This is a genomic window from Paraburkholderia strydomiana, assembly GCF_031456815.1.
Lineage (GTDB): Bacteria > Pseudomonadota > Gammaproteobacteria > Burkholderiales > Burkholderiaceae > Paraburkholderia > Paraburkholderia caledonica.
The window spans coordinates 193,692-212,691 of the sequence record NZ_JAVDVL010000011.1 but is presented as its reverse complement, the minus strand read 5'-3'; the positions used below and the strand labels follow the sequence as shown (position 1 = coordinate 212,691).

General features: G+C 60.0%; 17 protein-coding genes. 8 read left to right on the top strand and 9 right to left on the bottom strand.

The features are described 5' to 3' along the window. Nucleotides 1-57 precede the first annotated feature (57 nt). The gene (locus J2W46_RS26415) at nt 58-468 is read left to right on the top strand and encodes a LysR substrate-binding domain-containing protein (protein ID WP_310357609.1); all 411 of its coding nucleotides are present in this window, start codon (nt 58-60) and stop codon (nt 466-468) included. Here the strand turns inward: J2W46_RS26415 and J2W46_RS26410 are convergent. Then, the gene (locus J2W46_RS26410) at nt 465-1,325 is read right to left on the bottom strand and encodes a MurR/RpiR family transcriptional regulator (RefSeq protein WP_310357607.1); all 861 of its coding nucleotides are present in this window, start codon (nt 1,323-1,325) and stop codon (nt 465-467) included. The genes J2W46_RS26415 and J2W46_RS26410 overlap by 4 nt on opposite strands. Before the next feature lie 392 nt (nt 1,326-1,717). On the opposite strand from J2W46_RS26410, the gene glnH reads away from it, so the two are divergent. Genes glnH through J2W46_RS26385 form a run of 5 tightly spaced genes read left to right on the top strand, consistent with a single transcriptional unit; the run spans nt 1,718 to nt 5,887 of the window. Next, complete coding sequence (gene glnH, locus J2W46_RS26405) at nt 1,718-2,464, top strand: glutamine ABC transporter substrate-binding protein GlnH (RefSeq protein ID WP_020067649.1); 747 nt, start codon at nt 1,718-1,720, stop codon at nt 2,462-2,464. 24 nt (nt 2,465-2,488) lie between these two features. Then, nucleotides 2,489-3,145 (top strand): glutamine ABC transporter permease GlnP, encoded by a 657-nt coding sequence (gene glnP / locus J2W46_RS26400; protein WP_020067648.1) that lies wholly within the window; start codon nt 2,489-2,491, stop codon nt 3,143-3,145. Further along, complete coding sequence (glnQ, locus tag J2W46_RS26395) at nt 3,142-3,891, top strand: glutamine ABC transporter ATP-binding protein GlnQ (RefSeq protein ID WP_310357602.1); 750 nt, start codon at nt 3,142-3,144, stop codon at nt 3,889-3,891. The genes glnP and glnQ overlap by 4 nt, the downstream gene beginning before the upstream one ends. 21 nt (nt 3,892-3,912) lie before the next feature. Next, the gene (locus J2W46_RS26390) at nt 3,913-4,965 is read left to right on the top strand and encodes a C45 family peptidase (protein ID WP_310357599.1); all 1,053 of its coding nucleotides are present in this window, start codon (nt 3,913-3,915) and stop codon (nt 4,963-4,965) included. Further along, nucleotides 4,922-5,887, top strand: coding sequence for a MurR/RpiR family transcriptional regulator (locus J2W46_RS26385; protein ID WP_310357597.1), 966 nt, complete (start codon nt 4,922-4,924; stop codon nt 5,885-5,887). Before J2W46_RS26390 ends, J2W46_RS26385 begins: the two co-directional genes overlap by 44 nt. A gap of 368 nt (nt 5,888-6,255) precedes the next feature. On the opposite strand, the gene J2W46_RS26380 is transcribed toward J2W46_RS26385, so the two are convergent. From J2W46_RS26380 to J2W46_RS26365, 4 genes are all read right to left on the bottom strand, one after another. After that, on the bottom strand, nt 6,256-7,812 hold the full coding sequence (locus J2W46_RS26380; protein WP_310357594.1) for a methyl-accepting chemotaxis protein: 1,557 nt from the start codon (nt 7,810-7,812) through the stop codon (nt 6,256-6,258). A gap of 208 nt (nt 7,813-8,020) precedes the next feature. After that, nucleotides 8,021-9,352 carry an ATP-binding protein gene (locus J2W46_RS26375; protein WP_310357592.1) on the bottom strand — a complete coding sequence of 444 codons (1,332 nt, stop codon included), beginning with the start codon at nt 9,350-9,352 and terminating at the stop codon, nt 8,021-8,023. Then, entirely contained in the window at nt 9,349-10,011 is a 663-nt protein-coding gene (locus tag J2W46_RS26370) for a response regulator (RefSeq protein ID WP_027804568.1), read from the bottom strand. Before J2W46_RS26370 ends, J2W46_RS26375 begins: the two co-directional genes overlap by 4 nt. Before the next feature lie 95 nt (nt 10,012-10,106). After that, nucleotides 10,107-10,415 (bottom strand): DUF4148 domain-containing protein, encoded by a 309-nt coding sequence (locus tag J2W46_RS26365; protein WP_020067641.1) that lies wholly within the window; start codon nt 10,413-10,415, stop codon nt 10,107-10,109. An 872-nt stretch (nt 10,416-11,287) separates the two neighbouring features. Between J2W46_RS26365 and J2W46_RS26360 the strand changes: the two genes are divergently transcribed. Next, nucleotides 11,288-11,953, top strand: a complete 666-nt coding sequence (locus J2W46_RS26360) for a class I SAM-dependent methyltransferase (RefSeq protein ID WP_310357585.1) — start codon at nt 11,288-11,290, stop codon at nt 11,951-11,953. A gap of 347 nt (nt 11,954-12,300) precedes the next feature. Then, on the top strand, nt 12,301-13,272 hold the full coding sequence (locus J2W46_RS26355) for a glycosyltransferase family 2 protein (protein WP_310357582.1): 972 nt from the start codon (nt 12,301-12,303) through the stop codon (nt 13,270-13,272). A gap of 575 nt (nt 13,273-13,847) precedes the next feature. Here the strand turns inward: J2W46_RS26355 and J2W46_RS26350 are convergent. The 4 genes from J2W46_RS26350 to J2W46_RS26335 all read right to left on the bottom strand — a co-directional run bounded on the left by J2W46_RS26350 (nt 13,848) and on the right by J2W46_RS26335 (nt 18,277). After that, nucleotides 13,848-14,150: a hypothetical protein gene (locus J2W46_RS26350; RefSeq protein ID WP_310357577.1), complete on the bottom strand. Its 303-nt coding sequence runs from the start codon at nt 14,148-14,150 to the stop codon at nt 13,848-13,850. A 709-nt stretch (nt 14,151-14,859) separates the two neighbouring features. Then, a complete protein-coding gene (locus J2W46_RS26345) occupies nt 14,860-15,987 on the bottom strand; it encodes a porin (protein ID WP_310357574.1) in 1,128 nt (375 codons plus the stop codon). A gap of 233 nt (nt 15,988-16,220) precedes the next feature. Next, nucleotides 16,221-16,895, bottom strand: coding sequence for a response regulator (locus J2W46_RS26340; RefSeq protein WP_310357571.1), 675 nt, complete (start codon nt 16,893-16,895; stop codon nt 16,221-16,223). An 11-nt stretch (nt 16,896-16,906) separates the two neighbouring features. After that, entirely contained in the window at nt 16,907-18,277 is a 1,371-nt protein-coding gene (locus J2W46_RS26335; RefSeq protein WP_310357570.1) for a sensor histidine kinase, read from the bottom strand. Nucleotides 18,278-19,000 lie beyond the last annotated feature (723 nt).

Genomic DNA, 19,000 nt, shown 5'->3' with positions numbered 1-19,000 from the left:
TTTACAATTCTAACCGCAATACAACATATGTTGTCAATAGCCGTACGTGGAGACTCAATGCGCCGCCTTGATGTGGCGCCCCGGCATGCGATGCATCGCGAGCACAAGTGGGCATCGCGCGAGAGCGTGTCTTTGCGGGATTTGTGTAATGCGCGCCTCGTCATCGGCGGGCGCGACAGTGGCAATCGGCTGCTGCTCGAACTGCTGCTGGGTCACGAGTCGATCAGTCTGCGATGGTTCTACGAAGTCGAACACATCTCATGCGTCGTCGCGCTAGTCGATGCGGGTCTCGGCTGCGCGATCGTGCCGTCGCTTGCGGTGTCGGCACACTTCGCGCCGAACATTCGGACAGTTCCTATCGCAGACCCAGAAGTGCAGCGCTCGATCGGCATCGTGAAACATCGGCAAGTGTCGATGTCCTCGATCGCCGCCGATCTCTGCGAACTACTGCGGGGCTCGATCGACTAGCTCGCCGCGTAGGCGCCCTGCGAGTGCAGCGCGGTTTCGGCCTGTTGCAGATTCGTGATCGCGTCCTTGCCTTCGAGCGCGAGTAGATGCGCGACCAGCATCTCCGCAAGCGCCGATGCCGCCACGAGCGATGGAAAGAAAGACGGCGATTCGTGCGAGAAGATGAGCGTGTGATCGGCGTTCAGCGCGATGGGAGATACGGCGCTATCGGTCAGCGCGACCAGTTTCGCACCGCGCTCAACCGCCGCCTGCGCGACGCGCAGCGCTTCGACGGAATACGGCGCGAAGCTGACGACGACCACTGCATGCTTTCTCTCGATGCCGCGCAATTGCATTTCGAGCGTGCCGGCTTCGCCGCTGACGAGACTCACCGATGGACGGAACAGGCGATATCCATAAAGCAGGCTGAATGCAACCGGATAACACGAGCGAAAACCCGCGACGTGGATATGCGGCGCCTTCTTCAACGTCTTCGCCGTTTCGACGACGCTCCCGGCGTTCTGGGCCAGCGTGAGTTCGAGGTTGTGTGATTGCGCCTGCGCAAGCTCCCGGCTGAGCTGGTTGCCGGAGCCGCCTTTAACCAGCGAGCGTGCACGCGTCGTCAGTGGCTCCGGGCGCGTGCGCACGCGGCTCACGAAGATTTCGCGCAGCTCGTTCCAGCCCGGGAAACCGAGTAGCTGCGAGAGACGGACCATCGCAGCGGGCTGGACCTTCGCGCGTTCGGCGACCTTGCGCATCGACAGGACGGCGACTTCGTCAGGGTTGTCCAGGAGAAAGGCGGCGCCTGCCTGGAACTGCGGGCTCAGATCGGGAAAGCGGTCGCGGATGATGGCGACAAGTTCGTTGAAGGTGTGCACGGACAGGCTCGGGCTCGGCGGATTGAATTCGGTATTTAAACACGGCGCGTCGCGACAGGAGTGCCCTTATGAGCGCGCTAACCGACTTGTTCAGAGCCAGCGCCTTCACGACAGCTGAAGGTTGCGTATTACGCCAACCGATGAATATGAAGGATGCGGGCGTGTCATTCCCATGCCCTGCTCCGCGCATATGGCTGCGACCCTGGGAGGTCGCCACTCATGTTCCTTTCCCCGTCTACGCCGCGCTGGCGGTGCCGTCACAGGCGTACTAGGTGTAAACCCCTAGTTGCAACCGGATTTTGATCGATGAGACTTCGCAACTAGATTTGCACACAACGTTAATACGCAAATATCATTGCGTCATAGCTAACCATTTCGACAAGGAGTCGATCATGAAACTCGCCGCAAAACTCGCCGTGGCCGCCGTCGCCGCATTTTCTTTCGCCAGCGGTGCGGCTTACGCCGAAACGCTGCTTGTGGCGTGCGACACCGCGTTTGTGCCGTTCGAGTTCAAACAGGGCAACGAATACGTCGGCTTCGACATCGACTTGTGGAAGGAAATCGCCAAGGACCTGAGGATCGACTACAAGCTGCAGCCAATGGACTTCAGCGGCATCTTGCCCGCGCTGCAGACGCATAACGTCGATGTCGCGCTCGCGGGCATCACGATCAAGGACGAGCGCAAGAAAGTAATTGACTTCTCCGACGGCTACTACGCCAGCGGCTTCACGCTCATGGTGCCGGCGGACAGCACGATCAAGGGACCGGACGACCTGAAGGGCAAGACGCTTGCGGTCAAGACCGGCACGTCCTCTTTCGATTATGCGAAAGCGAACTTCAAGAACACCGATTTGCGCGCCTTCCCAAACATTGACAACGCCTATCTCGAACTCGCTACCGGCCGGGTGGATGCCGCGATGCACGACACTCCGAACGTGCTTTACTACATCCACACCGCTGGCAAGTCGCGGGTAAAGGCGGTCGGCCCGCAGATGATGGCGCAGCAATACGGCATCGCGTTCCCGAAAGGCAGCCCGCTCGTCGCGCAGGTCAACGCCGAACTCGTGAAGATCAAAGCCGATGGGCGCTATGCGGCGATCTACAAGAAGTGGTTTGGCGTCGAGCCGGCGAAGTCCTGACACCCCGCGCTACGGAGAATATTCATGCAGTTCGATCTTTCGGTCATCGTCGACGCCGTGCCCGCACTCATGCACGGCGCGCGTCTCACGGTGCTGATCACCATCGCGGGGCTCGCGGGCGGCATGTTCGTCGGCCTGGTGTTCGGCCTGATGCGCGCATACGGCAACACGTTATGCCAGAAGATCGCGTTCACGTATATCGAGTTCGTGCGCGGCACACCGATCGTCGTGCAGGTGATGTTCATCTATTTCGCGTTGCCTTTGCTGATGCACGTGCGCGTCGATGCAATGACCGCGGCCATCGTGTCGATCATTATCAACTCGGGCGCGTATATCGCGGAGATCGTGCGCGGCGCGTTTCTCTCAGTGCCGCGCGGTCTTAAAGAAGCCGGCCTCGCGCTTGGCATGCCGGGCTGGCGCGTACTCGCGTTCGTGGTCGGCCCGGTCGCGCTACGGCGCATGACGCCCGCGCTCGGCAATCAGTTCATCGTGAGCCTGAAGGACACGTCGCTCTTCATCGTGATAGGCGTGGGCGAACTGACGCGTCAGGGTCAGGAGATCATGGCGTCGAACTTTCGCGCGGTGGAAATCTGGACTGCCGTCGCGCTCATCTATCTCTGCATGATCGGCGCGCTCAGCTTTGGCCTGCGCACGATGGAACGGCGGATGCGCATCCTATGAATACGATGAACCACAACGGCCACATGGTGCAATTCAAGGGCGTGACAAAGCGCTTCGGCAAGACGGTCGTGCTCGATAGAGTCGATCTGAACATCGGCGCGGGCGAAGTAGTCGTGCTGATCGGGCCATCCGGCTCGGGCAAATCGACGCTTCTACGCTGCATCAACGCGCTGGAGCAGATCGATGGCGGCGACCTCGTCGTCGATGGCATCAGCGTGCTCGGCGGCGCGAAGAAAATGCGCGAGATCCGTCAGGAAGCGGGCATGGTGTTTCAGCAGTTCAATCTGTTCCCGCAGATGACGGCGCTCGAGAACGTCGCGTTCGGCCCGCGCCAGGTGCGCGGGATGAGCAAGTCCGAAGCCGAATCGCTTGCGCGCGAACTGCTGACGAAGGTCGGGCTGGGCTCGCGCGTCGGGCACTATGCGAGTGAGTTGTCGGGCGGACAGCAGCAGCGCGTCGCGATTGCGCGGGCGCTCGCGGTGAAACCCAAGCTCATGCTCTTCGACGAACCCACCTCCGCGCTCGATCCCGAGTTGCGTCAGGAAGTGCTGCGCGTGATGCAGGCTCTCGCTGAAGAAGGCATGTCGATGGTCGTGGTCACGCACGAGATGGCGTTCGCGCGCAAGGTCGGCACGCGGCTCATCTTCATGGAGCACGGGCATATTACCGTCGATGGCCCGCCTGCGGAACTGCTCGATAATCCGCCTAATCAGCGCCTGCGCGATTTTCTGCAACATGTTGGATAACTTTCACGAAACACCTCGAATATGGCAGCACTCGGCTTTATAGAAATCTCCGGTTCCCCGCGCGAGGCGGGCGAAGCACTCGGCCGGTCCAGCGCGCACGCGACGCATGCGTACTTATTGAAGACCCGTGCATGGCAAACGGTCATGCAATGGCGCGGCAGCGACACGGCGAAGACTATGGCGGCGCTCGTGCACGAGCGGTTTCCGCGCGTATGGGACGAGCTCGAGGGTCTGGCCATTGGTCTCGGCCTGCCGTTCGAGGACGTCTTTCTCTGGAACTGCCGGGGCGATCTCTGGGCGATGTCGCCCGATGGCTGCACAACTGTGCAGCTTCCTGGCACGGATGCGCGGCGCATCAGCCATAACGAAGACGGTCTTCCCGGCTTTGCTGGACATTGCGCGATTGCCGAATGCAGGGTCCAAGGCAACGCGGGTTTCGCGGCCTTCGTTTATCCGGCCTCGCTGCCGGGACATACGTTCGCCGTCACGAACAGCGGTCTTGCGGTGACCGTGAACAATCTGCGCCAGCGCGAAGTCGTCGCGGGCGTGCCGCGCATGGTGCTCACACGCGCGATTCTCGACGCGGTCGATCTGGATGAAGCCGTGTCCATCGTGCGTGACAATCCGCGCGCGGGCGGCTTTCATCTGACGCTCGGCGCTTGCAGCAGTCCCGCGCTGCTCAGCGTCGAATTCAGCGCGCACGATTGCTCTGTCGTCGAAGTGAAAGCGCCGTCCCTGCATGCGAACCACGCGATCCATCCTTCGATGCACGGCTTCTCGCAGATCGTCACGGATTCGTCGCGCCATCGGCAGGCACGGGGCGAGGCGATGCTCGCATCGGACGAAGCAATCGATTGCCTCGTGATCCTCGCGGATCGTGAAGATCACGCACTGCCGATTCATCGTACGCACCCGGACGATCCTGACGATGAGAACACCCTCGCTACCGCCGACATTGCCATTCGTTCATCTCACATAGAATGGCAGGTTCACGAACATCCCGGGCAGCCCGCCCGGTACTGGATGATCAATGGACACAGGCAAACAGAAAGGGCGTCACGCGAGCAAAGCTGAAGCCGGCGCGCAAGTGCCGCCGCGCAGCGTCGACGGCCTGCGCGAACTCGCGATACGCATCGGCCGCGACGAGGCCCAGGTCTCGCTCGGCGGCAAGGCGCACACGGTGCTCGCGAAGCTGCTCGAACGCCCTGAAGAAGTGGCGGTGCGCACGATCACTGACCTCGCCGCATCGCTCGATGTCAATGCGTCTACGCTCACGCGCCTGTCCACGAAGCTCGGCTATGCGGGCTTCGCGGATTTTCAGAGCGTGTTTCGCGACAGCCTCGCCGAGCGTCATCGGCATTTTTATAGCCAGCAGGCGGAGCGGCTCGTGGCGAGCAGCAGGACGCACGCCCACGATGCCGCGCCCGAAGTTGACATGGTCGTGAAGCTCGCGCGTGAATCGATCGGCAATGTGGAAGGCTTCATCGCACAACTATCGCCCGTCGACTTGCGCGGCGCCGCGCGCCTCATCGCCGATGCAAAGCGCGTACGCGTTCATGGCCTGCGCCAGTTCAGCGCACTCGCGAGCTTCGTCTGCTATGGCCTTGGCATGATCCGCACGGACGTCGGCCTGCTCGATTCACAGGGGCTCGGCGTCGCAGAAGGACTCGCGCAGCTGGAGCCGGGCGACGTCGTTCTCGTCACGAGCGTCGCTCCTTATACGCGCAGCGTCGCCGATGCTGCGATCGCCGCCAAGGACGCCGGGCTTGATGTCATCGCGATCACCGATACCCTCGCCTCGCCGCTCGTGCCGCCCGCGCGTCATGCGTTCCTGGTTCCGCACGATAGCAGCTTCTTCAGCAACAGCATGGGCGCATATCTGGTGTTTTGTGAGGGCCTGATGAATGTCGTCGCGGCCCATCTCGGAAAGCGCTCGCTGGAGGCGCTCGAACGGCGCGAGCGTCTAATCACGACGCTTGGCATCGAAATGTCCTGACAAGAACACCGGGAATGCCTGAGAGCGCGCGTCAGCAGATTACGTTCGCGGGTCAGGGAGGTCGGCCGCGCGAAGACCGCCTCCCCCAGCCAGCGAATGACGCTTCGTGGCCGACCCCGCAAATCCAATGGCGGACTACGAACCGCCCGCGCGATCTGAGCGGCGGACCTTCCCTAGCCGCCCCACAACCGCCGATCAATATGGTCTGCAAATAACGTCCGCCTCGGAAACCGCTCCGACATCGTCGCTCTTTGAACAGTGACGCGAAGTTACGAGCCCACACGATTCCCTGGCACTTACTTCCGACGTTGGCCGTACCGCCGTGTCGACGCTTGATTGGTTGCGTTGCGGCGGCGTCAACCGACCGCTTACCCCAACGCGTGATTCGGAGCAAGCCGGAATACGCGGACAGTCGCCCTCAAACGCGCAGCCTGTTCGTCAAGCGACGCCGCTGCCGCGGTCGCCTGCTCGACCAGCGCCGCGTTCTGCTGCGTGACTTCGTCCATCTGCGAGACCGCGCGATTGACCTGCTCGATCCCGGTGCTCTGCTCGACCGACGCGGCGGCGATCTCGGCCATAATGTCGCTCACGCGCTTGATCGACTGCACGATGTCGCGCATCCGTTCGCCGGCCGTCGCGACCTGCGCGGTGCCGCCCTCGACGCGCGCGACCGACGAGCCGATCAGCGCCTTGATGTCCTTGGCCGCTGTCGCGCTGCGTTGCGCGAGCGAGCGCACCTCGCCGGCGACCACCGCGAAGCCGCGCCCCTCTTCGCCGGCGCGCGCGGCTTCGACCGCCGCGTTCAACGCGAGGATGTTGGTCTGAAATGCGATCCCTTCAATCACGCTGATGATCTGCCCGATCTTGTGCGACTCGTCGGCGATCTCCTGCATCGTGCCGATCACCTGATCGACCGCCGCGCCGCCGCGCGCGGTCGCGTCCGACGCGAGCACCGCGAGCTCGCTCGCCTGGCCAGCGTTGTCGGCGTTCTGCTTCACGGTTGCAGTCAGCTGCTCCATGCTCGCCGCGGTTTCCTGCAGCGATGCTGCCTGCTCTTCGGTGCGTTGCGACAGATCGGTATTGCCTTGCGCGATCTCGCCGCTGCCGCTAGCAATCGTTTCGCTCGCGTTCTGAATGTCGCGCACGAGATCGCGCAGCTTCACGCGCATTTCGTTCAGCGCATAGAGCATGCTTGATCGGTCGCCGGGCGCGAGCGCGATTTGCGCGGCGAGATTGCCCGAAGCGATCTGCGCGGCGAACTCGCTCGCGTCGGCCGGCTCGCCGCCAAGCGTGCGACGGATGCTGCGCGTCATGAACCACGCCATCGTGGCGACCACCGCGAAGATCACTATGCCGGTCGCGATCAGTGTGCGCGCGAGCCGCCAGAACACCGCGTTGATGTCGTCGTAAAAGAAGCCGGTGCCGATCCACCATTGCCATTGCGGAATCGCTACCACGCCTTGCAGTTTGGGGACCAGCGGCGCGTCCTGCGCTCGCTTGATCAGCACGTCGACCAATGCGATGTGCCGCTCCTGAAGGCCCTTCGCGTACGCTTGCGTGTCGGTCAGATCGCCCTCGAGCGTGCGGTTGCCGCCGGTCTTCGTGCCGATCAATGCGGCATTCGGATGGACCAGGTTGATGCTGTCGGTGCTAGTAATCCAGTAATAACTGCTGGCGTTTGCATTCAGTTGCGCGATCGCTGTCTTCGCGGCAGCCTGTGCATCGGTGCGGCTCAGCTTGCCACTCGCCTCCAGCGATTGGTAGTGCAGCGCGAGATGTTCGGCCTTATTGAGCATCTCGGTGATCTGCGCCCTTCTGCCCTCAATCAGCGCGCGGTCGAGTTGGGTCAGCGCAATCGCGCCGATGCAGATGACACCGGCGAGGGCCGCACCTACCAAAGAAATGAGTTTTGTGGAGACTTTCATGTTTGTGCGCGTTGTGAGGCCATTGGCAACTGAATGGCTTGCCTTTTTATCGGCGCCACGCCGGCGAACTTGAGCGACAGTTGCGCGAAAGCTTCCGCGCCAGTCCCTTGAAAACCCGAACAGTCAGGCGGCCCGAGCCCGAGCCCGCGCGAATTCATTATCGAGTCGGCGCCCGGCGTCATTACTCCGTCGATGCCGTTTAACTTTGTCAGGCGCTGCGCAGCCCTGTCAAAGCCACGCTAAGCCCCGGCCGGTGGTTGTTGTTCTTCAGGCAAAGCGTGGCGTTATGGCGATCGGCAATGCGCGCCGCAATTGCCAGTCCCAGACCGCTGCCTTGCTCCTTGGTCCCTGCGCTGCGATAGAAGCGGTCGCAAACCCGATCCAGTTCGTGCTCGCAAATTCCGGGACCGGTATCGACAACCGTTACGCTGACCTCAGTTCCCGCCCGGGCAAGTATCACGTCAACTTTTCCATGTTCCGGCGTGTAACGGATAGCGTTGTCGATCACGTTATTCAGCAGGACTTCGATACCGGCGGCTTCTGCGTGGATGTCATACGGATCGTCAGTCATTGACGGGTCGGCGAAGTCCAGGCCCAGATCGATCTTCCTGGCTTCGGCAAGAAACGAAGCGTCCGCTACGGCACGCTCCGCGAGTCCACGCAAACTGACGACTTCAAACTGATCAGCGCGGGGCGCATCTTCGCGAGCAAGAATCAGCAACTGGTGCACGAGGTGAATCATCCTGTCGAGTCGTCCCTTGATGCGCTCGAACGTGCCTGGACTAGTCAGCGAGCCATCACGCTCGGCCGCCTGGATCTGAAGCTTCAGCGCAGCCAGCGGCGAACGAAGTTCATGCGCGGCATCTGCAACGAAGGTGCGTTGTGCACGTGATGCAATGTCGAGCCGGTTCAGCAGATCATTCAACGCATTGACGAGCGGCTCCAGTTCGACCGGACTACGTCTGTCCAGACGCAACGGAGCAAGTGAATTCAATGAGCGCGCCGCGAGCGCGTGAGAGATTCGTTCAAGCGGTGACAGAGCCCGGCCCACGACGACGAGCACGATCAGAATAATCGCCGGAAAGAATACCCCCAATGGCCACAACGTACGCAGCGCGAGACGCAACGCGAGATCGTTGCGTACCGATACGGGTTGCGCAACCTGCACGAAACGATCGCCCTGCTGTGCACCGAATACACGCCAGTGAACCTCCTGGTGTTCGATTGTGCGAATGCCGGCGGGAAACCGGGGAAGATCGACACCGCCCAGCGACGCGTAAACCGGCGTCTCGGTGTTGCCCCAGATTTCGATGAAAAGCCGGTCTTCTGCGAGACCCTCGAAGTTGGGGCCGCGATGCTCTAACGACTTGCCGTCGGTAAGGGTGGACGGTAGAGAAAGGGCGACCGTGCGTAGTTCGTAGTCGAACAGTTCGCTCGCCTCTAATCGCGCGGTATGAAAAATGCCATAACCTGCAGTCAATACCGCGGCACCGAGCCCTGCGATCAACCACCCGAGCAGCCAGCGGCGGATCGACGTCATTCGCACCTCTTGAGCCGATAGCCGACGCCGCGCACGGTCACGATGTGCTCAGCCCCCAGCTTGCGCCGCAAATAAGACACGTGAACTTCGATCGTGTTGCTGCCGACCTCCTCGCCCCAGCCATACAGTTTCTCCTCGAGTTCGGAACGGGTGAAGACTCGCCTGGGCTCTTCGATAAGTGCCTGTAACAGGCTGAATTCCCGTGGAAGCAGTGACAGTGGCTCGCCACGCAACGTCACCTCGTGGCTGACGGGGTCGAGCGTCAGGTCACCGTGCGTGTACAGCGGGCTGGTTTGTCCAGTGCGACGGCGCAGCAGCGCGCGCACCCGCGCCGCCAGTTCGTCGAGATCGAAGGGCTTGACGAGATAGTCATCGGCGCCAGCATCGAGACCCGCGATGCGGTCTTCGACTGCATCGCGCGCGGTCAGGATAAGCACCGGGGCACTTCCGCCACGCCGACGATAGCGGTTGAGAACGTCTACGCCGTCCGCCTTCGGCAGCCCAAGATCGAGCAACACGAGATCATAGACATCGTGATCGAGTGAGAGCTCGGCCTCACGACCATCGCGGGCCCAATCAATCGCATAGCCCGCGCGCCGCATGGTCTCCATGATCGGCTCGCCGATCATCTCATCGTCTTCCACTAACAACATTCGCATGGTGGTGCATCTCCTGACTCGTCCGTCACTGCCGATTGGCGAAGCTTAGCGCGGATGCGAGCGGCGCAACGGTATTCGAGAGTGCGGCACATCGCTCAATGATGTGCGAAAAGTCCGCTCGCCGCGCCGGACGAGACGGCATTCAGCGAGGGCACCGTCCGCGATTCCGACGACCCCCCGGGCTGCTTACCGTAGCCTGTATCGGCGGCCCCGGTCAGATTCGCCGACTGCTCTGTCGCCGGATAGTGCACCTTCGACTGCGTGCGATGGTCTTGCGCCGCCTGAGCCCTTTGCGCGCGCACGTCCGCGCGGGTCAGCGGACCGTTTTCGGGTTGCTGCGCAAAACTTGCAACCGGCATGGCGGCGGCGATAACGACGAGGCTGATCGACAGTAGGTTTTTCATGGTGGATTCCAATTGAGTAAGTCTGCGGTGGATTGCGCACGCAGGTGTCTTTACGTGTCCGTCGTGGACTGCAACGTTAGGACATGTTGCGACGAACTGCCTCAGACTACGCACGCAACCTTAGCGGACGCTTATGCGCCTTTCTCGTTCCTCGCGAACACTTAACTCAAAGCTGTCGGGACGCTTCCACGTCATTGAATCAGCCGACAATCAAGCCGCGAACGAAGGCGCAGGTGCGCAGATATCAAGCAGAAGAAATGTGTCGGGAAGCCCCCGTGCTAAAGCACAACACGGCGAGTTAAGGGTTTCCTAAGCGGCAATATGGAGAATAGCCCGCTCTTTCAGAGCATCCGATTGCGGCTGCCGCACATATTGTTTTGGGAGCCGATTTTGAGCGTACGCAGAATGGTAGCGGCCAGTGCCTGGGCGGTGAAGGCAGCAGCACGTTGGTCTGCGGCGACACCGCCGGTAGGATTGCCGGATGGGGCGACCGCCGCACACGCTCACGGCGTCTCATACTGATCTGCTGGATTTTTTAGGGGTTCTTAAGTATTTCTTAAGACTTCGTGAAAAACGCTTTAGAGAAGTCTGCGAAACGTCGAGCGCGATCTCACCGGCAACTGCGTGCGCGGCAGGAAGATCGATGCGATCGCGCCGAGCAACGCCGCCTTCGCTCCCACTCGCCCTCCCACGCCGGCAAGTGACTTTCCGCCATTTGTCCTCCACAGTACGCCCTATCAAGGAGCGTCATCGATGCATGCACAGTCCACCCGTTAGCATGATTTCTGCAACCGCTAATAGGCGCCTGCCCATTCCATCAATTCGGGCACTCGCATCCGCGTTGCTGACGTTGATTCTCGAAGGAGGTAGCTTTGTTCGATTCCAACGGGATTGTAAGCACTGCGAGACGACTCAAAGAAATTATGGAATGGCCTATTCATAAGTTCATGCCGGTTGCAATCAAGGCGTGGATTATGCAGCCGAACAACGCCTCGATCTCGAATACGACATGGAATGACGAGTACGATTCCGGAGCTTGGGATTATCTTTCCAGTACAAAGGAAGTCGGCCGGTACAGCGTGATCGTGGGATATTGCCTGCACTTCAAACCGGCGGCGCGCATTCTGGACGTTGGGTGCGGCACGGGCATCCTTGCGCGCTGGCTGTCGAATGCCGCAATATCCAGTTACCTGGGTATCGACCTGTCGGAAGCTGCCATCGAGAAGGCACGCCAGTCGAACATCCAAAGAGCAGAGTTCGCTGTAGCGGACGTCACCACGTTCCAGACTTCGCAACTGTTCGACGTCATCGTCTTTAACGAAGTGCTCTATTACCTTAGGAATCCGGACGACTATCTCGGGCGATTCGCACGTTATCTTGCCCCCGGTGGAATACTTGTCGTCAGCATGTGGCATCACGCCGACGGCATAAACACATGGAAACGGTTGAGGGCCGGGTTTGAGGAACTTGATCGTGTCCGTATTGTGCACGTCCAGTCTGGTCTGAGATGGAATGTGGCCGTGCTGATACCCCGATAAATGTATCAACCGGTCCGTTTGTAAATGCATAGGGCTCGCCCAGCAATCAAGCGACCGACCGGATCCAAGCTTGCCGAATCGGTCCAAGCCACTGCGGGAGCCTTCGAAAATCCAACGATAACGGCCAGGGTTTCCACTGTTTTCCACTGTTTTCAATTGCGCGCGCGTGAAAACATGGGCCCCATTTTCCATTCTTTCGCCGCCGGTCAACGCGGCAGGCACTCGACCTCGTCGGCGTCGATCCAATCTTCTTCCGAAAGTCGCCGTAACCGGCCGTCCTCTTGCAATCACGGGTATGGCAGCGCGCGCCACATGCCAGTTTGAACTACTAGCCAAGGAACGTATCTATGCCAGCCTTTTCGATCATCGTGCCGGCCTACAACGTGCAGGACTACATCGAGGAAGCGCTGCAAAGCATTGCCGGACAGTCGTTCACCGACTGGGAGGCGATTATCATAGACGACGGATCGACAGACGCCACAGGCGCGATTGCGAAAAAGCTGTGTGCCCGCGATCCCCGTTTCCGATATATCCGTCAGCAAAACCGCGGCCAATCTGCTGCGCGCAACTTAGGCACATCAGTCGCAGTTGGCTCCTACCTGTATTACATGGATAGCGATGACATCATCGACAACGATACCTTGAGTGTCTGCTATAAGGAATTCGAGGACCGGGAAGTTGACGTCGTCGTCTTCGAGGCAGTGGTCTTCCCGCCTGGCTCACCGGAGTACAGGCTCGAAGAACACTACTACCAGCGGCCGCTGGCAGACTCACCGATATGGTCTGGAGATTTCATCGTTCAATCGCTGCGACAAGGGCGGTATTGCGTGTCGCCATGCTGCCTTATCGCACGACGGACTGCTATAGGCGACCTGCGCTTCATGGATGGCACCGTATATGAAGACAATTGTTTTTTTGTGTCGTTGATGCTGAATCAGAGGCTTAAAGTCGCCGTGCTGAACCAAAGGCTATACAAAAGACGGTTGCGGGCGGATTCAACGATGGTCGCAGCAAAAACACTCCACCATTACAACAGCATGTATCGAATACTTCGAGAAATGTCAGGGCTCTCGTTTGATGCACTCGATCCACCGGAACGGGCCGTAATAAGAGAAAAAATAGTCGGCAATGCGCTTGGGGATCTGCACTTTGTCAGCGCGCTCGTCGGTCCCGACATGAGGCTCCGCAAAATGAACGTTGCTGCCACGTGGCATGTCGCGACACACGTCTCGGCGCGGTTATTCACGCCCAAACGCATCCTGCTTGCGCTGGTGCCAGAACTGTATAAATTCAAGGCCGAAGGCCGGCGCTACCGCTAAGGGCCATCTCCGCCGCATTGAAAATCTATGCGCATCACTTTCCTTGATCTGGCGCAGCGATATGTGAGTCGACGCTGCGAGACAAGGGCCTGTCTGGGCGTGCCGCGCATGGGCAAAGACTCGGCTCCTGTCCCAGCCTCTTCTACCCGACGAGATTCGCACCGTCTCGGCGTCGAGTACAGCGTCGTCTTGAACTGGCTGATGCGCTTCCAGCACCCGATTGCGCTGCACGATCCAGACGGCCCTTGGGCGCCACTTGTCAGTGGTAGCCTGCAATACTGGCCGCACGGCAAGTGTCCTCAATGCGGCCTCAATGAGTAACTCGACAACGGGGATTCAGCGCCGACGACCGGTGACGGGCGACGGGCGACCGGCGACGTGTCCATCGTGCGCTTACGTGCACTTACGTGCGTCTTGCAGGTCTTGTGCCTCGGCGTTCCGAAAGGCGTGGGATGCGACGCGCTGAGCGGGCCGTGAACGGACCTGGACCGCCCGCGTCATATCCGTTTCCGGACGATGTTGTGCATCGCACCTGATCGTCGCCTTGGACACCGGACGGCGCGGAGCAGCCAGCCCTAGCCTGCGCTCGAGCAAATGATGGTCGGCGCGGTGTAAGGCGACGGATAGCCGGATTCGGGGCCGCTGAGAACTCGCAAGCGTTGGGTCGCGAGGACGTCGGCTTGCGTTTGCTCGCGGCGGGTGAGAGCAGCGGGAACGTCGCCGTTCGGCAGAGGTTCATTGACGCCGCATGTCAGCGTCTTGCCGCCGGCGAGCTGTACCGTCGTTCGATAGGCGTAATCGGAATGCGCGGCCAGGCAGTCGGTCGACCAGATAGTGACGACGCCGAGCAGTGCACAGGTGAAGTGTCGAATCCTCATGATGTTTTCCTTTTACTCGTCCTCGTTATTTGACAGCGGCCGTCTGTTTTGAAACAGGGCATATCCTGGAACTCTCTTTTTCCGGAAAAGCGCTTTGTTGTATGGAGAGGCCCGCCAAGGTATCTCCCTCTCGTAACGTGACACCTCTCGCCGTCAGCCGCGTCAAGCCGCATGTAGTGGACGGTGAAGCTGGTTCCTGTTCCGCCTGAGCGCCGCGCCATCAACCGGCCTATCCCGTTGGCGCGCAGCCTATCGATCGCATTGGTCAGATCACTCGCCGCAATCCGCTCGAAATGATGAATTGCCCGATCAATGGGCAGCACGATCAACGCGCCGTCAACTCGAAACGTGCCTTTTGCTGGTCTGCCCGATAATCCTCCAGCGCGAGCTTGGGCGCTCCGGTAGTCACTGAAAAACGTGTTGGGCGCCTGCTTCGTCAGTTGTTCGCGCGTCGCCTCCCCGGTCTAGTTTTTTCGAGCGCCGTTCCGGCCGCTTTCAGCCACGCTAGTCGACATGGTGATCACGAGCAAAAGCGCTGCGGTGTAAACGGCGACGGTGTTGGTCAGCGCTCAGCGGACAGTAGTGTTTCTGGACATGGTGGTCGTCCTCGACCCGCGGAACAGAAAAAAGCGGCGAACGGATTGAACCGTCGCCGCAGGCTGGAGCAGATTTCGTCGATGAATCGGCCAGAAACAAAGGCCCGGAAGGATCAGAAGCGGGTGCGCACGCCCGTCGTGAGTTCGAGCTGGTTGGTCGCACCGAACGTCGAGCCCACGGTGTAGCCTCCATGCAGCCTCATGTAATCGCCGGCCAAATACACTTCGGTGCGCTTGGACAGGTGATAGAACACCGAACCGTACAGCGTTTCCTTGAAGCCGTTATGCAAGCCCGAGGTCGGATCGAACGCGCCAATGTTTGCGTTCGGGATATCGCCATCGCCGTTGTACGCGGCGTTCTTCACGCGCATCTGCTGATAGCCGAGCTGGTAGTCGAGCGGACCCTTCGGCGACAGCTTGAGCGACACGGTCCACGCATTATCCTGACGCTGACCGAGCGAACCCTGATTGCCGAGGTACCGGAAGTAGCCTGCATTGGCGCGCAGAATGCCGAAGTTATAGTTGCCCCCCACCGACCACGTCTGGTTTGTAAAGCCAACGCGATTTACGTGACTATAGAAGCCCGACACGTCGAAGACGCCACCGTTATACCCGAGTGCTGCCTGATAATTGGCGTTGGAGCCGAAACTCGTTGAGTTGCCGAACGCATAGCCCGCGCTGGCGAAGATGCCGTTGCTGAACAGCTTTTTCCACGCTACGCCATTGTTATAGCGCGTGCCGGTCGCGCTGGCCGCGTAAAAAATCATCTGCTTGAAGTTGTTCGAGTTCGTCCAGCCACCCTCTTCCGTCGCCAATCGAGCATTGCCATACGGGTCGCCATAGATAGCGGCTGCGTCGCGGGCAATAGTATTCTGAAAGCCAGCGGTGATCTTGCCGAACGTGTCGTTCTCGACGCCGACCCATGCGTCGCGGTCGAAAATCTGGCCTGGATCTTCCATCTCCCCGTTGGCGACGACGAATTCGCTCTCCAGTCGGAAAATGATTTTCGTGCCGCCACCGATGTCCTCGGCGCCTTTCAGACCCCAGCGACTGCCGCTAAACCACGGTTCGCCGTCATTACCCATGCCGATGACGTGGTTGCCGTTGGCGTCCGCGTGGGTCCGGTACGTCGGAAAGCTCAGGTCCATCAGTCCGTAAAGCTGGACACTCGACTGTGCGTGCGCACCGGTCGCCTGGCAAACACCGGCCGCGACTGCCAGCGTAAGGTATCTCTTCTTCAAGTTTGTCTCCTTGAGTTGTTGCGTTGAAAATCTGCTGGTTCTGCTTCTGCATTGGCGGCGTTGGTGATCGCGCTTCATCGCGTTTGGCCTTGCTCTGCCTGATCTTGCATAGACACCCGTCACGCCATCGTCGAATCGTAGATACCTGAATCCTTCACGCACCTTTCCTGTACCATCTGTACAACTAAGTAGATCTACCAATTCGCCCCACGTTGACGCTGTTCGGATTGAAGTTACTCGATAGCTTGTGGCCGCAGAATGTAGCCGAGGCCACGCAACGTTGTGATTTGCGCGCTGCAGTTGGCGAGATGCTTGCGCAAGCGGTGAATATAGATGTCTATCGCGTCCGCACTCGGTTCGTCATCGAGACAAAAAACGCTTTCCATCAGGGCGGATTTGGATACCGTTTTACCCTTTCGCAACATCAGTGTTTCAAGGACGGTATGTTCACGGCGCCGCAGCGCGAGCCCAGCGTCGTTGTGGAAGAACTCACGGGTGTCGCAGATGTAGCGCAGATCGCCACACGCGAGACATGACGTCATATCGCCCGATTGTCGGCGAATGAGCGCTTTTATGCGTGCGACCAGTTCGCGCGCATCGAAGGGCTTGACCACGTAATCGTCGGCACCGGTACTGAAACAGTCCACCTTGTCGTCTGTGGATCCATGCGCCGTCAGCATGATGACCGGCACTCTGTCGCCGCGGCGTCGCAGTCGCGCGAGCACCTCCTTGCCGTCCATCCGCGGCAGCCGAAGGTCGAGCACCACGACGTCGTAGCGTTGCGTTGTCAGCACCATGTCCGCGCACTCGCCGTCCGGCACGCTGTCCACCGCGAAGTTTTCGAGGCGCAGCAGATGCGCGATCCAATGTGCAAGCTCAGTGTTGTCTTCGACCAGTAAAAGCTTCATCGGACCTCCCCTCAATCACGCCACTTCGGCAGGCGAACGATCACCCTGAGACCCGTGTGCCCGTCTACCGCTTCCAATTCGACACTGCCACCATGCGAGTGCGCGACTTCGCGCACGATCGGCAGTCCAAGGCCCGTTCCTTCCGCATCAGTCGTCCCGCGATAGAAGCGCTCGAATACATGGACACGCGACTCCGGCGCAATGCCAGGTCCGTTGTCGACGACCTGCAGCAGGACGTCGTTCGCCTGTTCCTCGCAGGTTGCAGTTACTCGACCGCCCGGCTGCGTATACCGGATCGCGTTATCGACGAGATTGGTCACTAGAGCGATAAGCAGCATCGTGCTGCCGGCAACGAACGCTGTTCCGTTCAATTCCGCGCCAATATCGATTCCCCGCCGCTGCGCTGCGTCCACGAGTTCCTCCAGTACGCATGAAACAACAGCGGCGAGGTCGACCTTGGCAGGCGTGCGCTCGCGCGACGAAGACTCGGCCTGTGCAAGCAACAGCAGCTGATTGGTCATTTCAGTCATCTTCACCGTGCTGCGACGTATGCCCGCGAGGGCATCACTCAGCATTGGTCCGCAGTTCTCGCATGGACGCGCGCATTGAACCTGCGCCCCGAGTAACGCGAGTGGCGTGCGTAACTGATGCGCGGCGTCGGCGATGAACTTGCGCTGCGTCGTAGCGTGCACCTTGAGCCGCGCAATGCATTGATTGATCGCGTCGGCGACCGGGCAGAGCTCCGATGGCAGGCGCTCGATATTCACAGGTTCGAGCTGCAGAGCATCGCGGTCAGCGACGTCATCCTTCAGCCTGACGAGCGGACGCAACTCGAAAGTCAGCCCGATCAGCACAAGCGCAATCACGAGCGCGAGCATGCATCCCTCGCGCAGCAACTGGGGACGCCAGAGGTTGGCCAGCATCGCCCGGTACGAGGCCTGAGTTTTGCCCACGACGATCGTGACCGGCTCGATTGCACCCGAGTCGTATAGCTCACGCTCATAAGCCACGGCACGAACACGGTTACCGTCCAGCACGGTGTCGTAGAATACGGGCCCCTGCGTTCCCGAAGCAGGCAGCGCGAGATCGGGGTTACCGCCCAACAATCGGTCCCGTCCCTTCACGACCCGGTAGAACACCTGGTCCTGATAGGGCGACTCGAATATCTCCAGCGCCGCCGGCGGAATCCTCGCGATCAGTGCTCCCTCCTCCCAATCGACGTCTTCGCCGATGATCCGCGCGGACGCAAATAATGCGTTGTCCTGTAGAAGTCCGGCGGTCTCGCAAGCCGCGTCATACGACATCACGCCGGTCACTAACATAAACGCCGCGACCGGAACCAGCAGCCAGGCAAGCAGCCGTGCGCGCAGGCTTCGCATCATGGTCGACTACCCTCCGCAAAAGCCGCGTGTGAAGCAACTTCAATCAAGGTTCTTAATTCCCAGATGCAGTTCGTCAAACGCCCTCGGTACAGCGCGGTGCTTCTTTTGATGAGAACGCATTCGCGCGCGGCGAGAGCATTTTCGCAAGCACGATTCCTGTAGGCACGACTACTAGCTCCATCGCGCACACGCCGCCGGGCATTTTTTGCCCCACTGCCATGACAATAAAGATGAAAGCAAAAGAGAAGATAACGGAATGCAAAACGTTGGTTAATCGACAGCTTTACCTTTTCTTTTAACAAGGCCGCTTGCCAATCTTCATTTGCACCGGCCGCGTGGACTAACGGCGCGATTATGGGACGACAAATCCTTCTCCCCGCTTTCACGGAAATTGATTTTCTTAGGGGAAATCCATGATCGTGGTCCCGCAACTCGGGAGAAGCTTGTGTGACGGGTCGAACATAGATGGCGTTTTTCGTGCGATTCGCGGGCTCCGTTCACGCTTCCAAGAAAGAGCTATAGGCGTCGCGGCAAGAAGCTCTTGCCTTCCATTCGCGTTAGAAGAACCGTGCGTCACGTCGAGGCGCGCGCTCTCTCCAGATCAAAGCGAGCCCTTCGAGCAGACATTGTCGAATCCGCCTGGTGCGCAGGCCTTGTCAATCTCGCGGCGTGGCGGCGGTGAACTGAAGAGGATCTTACGTGGCATCGCGTGTGTGCGCACAG

Coding starts and splice junctions, on each gene's coding strand:
- J2W46_RS26340 (WP_310357571.1), bottom strand. CDS start 16,895: ATGAAGCTTTTACTGGTCGAAGACAACACTGAGCTTGCACATTGGATC.
- J2W46_RS26350 (WP_310357577.1), bottom strand. CDS start 14,150: ATGAGGATTCGACACTTCACCTGTGCACTGCTCGGCGTCGTCACTATC.
- J2W46_RS26385 (WP_310357597.1), top strand. CDS start 4,922: ATGGACACAGGCAAACAGAAAGGGCGTCACGCGAGCAAAGCTGAAGCC.
- J2W46_RS26355 (WP_310357582.1), top strand. CDS start 12,301: ATGCCAGCCTTTTCGATCATCGTGCCGGCCTACAACGTGCAGGACTAC.
- glnP (WP_020067648.1), top strand. CDS start 2,489: ATGCAGTTCGATCTTTCGGTCATCGTCGACGCCGTGCCCGCACTCATG.
- glnH (WP_020067649.1), top strand. CDS start 1,718: ATGAAACTCGCCGCAAAACTCGCCGTGGCCGCCGTCGCCGCATTTTCT.
- J2W46_RS26380 (WP_310357594.1), bottom strand. CDS start 7,812: ATGAAAGTCTCCACAAAACTCATTTCTTTGGTAGGTGCGGCCCTCGCC.
- J2W46_RS26390 (WP_310357599.1), top strand. CDS start 3,913: ATGGCAGCACTCGGCTTTATAGAAATCTCCGGTTCCCCGCGCGAGGCG.
- J2W46_RS26370 (WP_027804568.1), bottom strand. CDS start 10,011: ATGCGAATGTTGTTAGTGGAAGACGATGAGATGATCGGCGAGCCGATC.
- J2W46_RS26365 (WP_020067641.1), bottom strand. CDS start 10,415: ATGAAAAACCTACTGTCGATCAGCCTCGTCGTTATCGCCGCCGCCATG.
- glnQ (WP_310357602.1), top strand. CDS start 3,142: ATGAATACGATGAACCACAACGGCCACATGGTGCAATTCAAGGGCGTG.
- J2W46_RS26335 (WP_310357570.1), bottom strand. CDS start 18,277: ATGATGCGAAGCCTGCGCGCACGGCTGCTTGCCTGGCTGCTGGTTCCG.
- J2W46_RS26375 (WP_310357592.1), bottom strand. CDS start 9,352: ATGACGTCGATCCGCCGCTGGCTGCTCGGGTGGTTGATCGCAGGGCTC.
- J2W46_RS26415 (WP_310357609.1), top strand. CDS start 58: ATGCGCCGCCTTGATGTGGCGCCCCGGCATGCGATGCATCGCGAGCAC.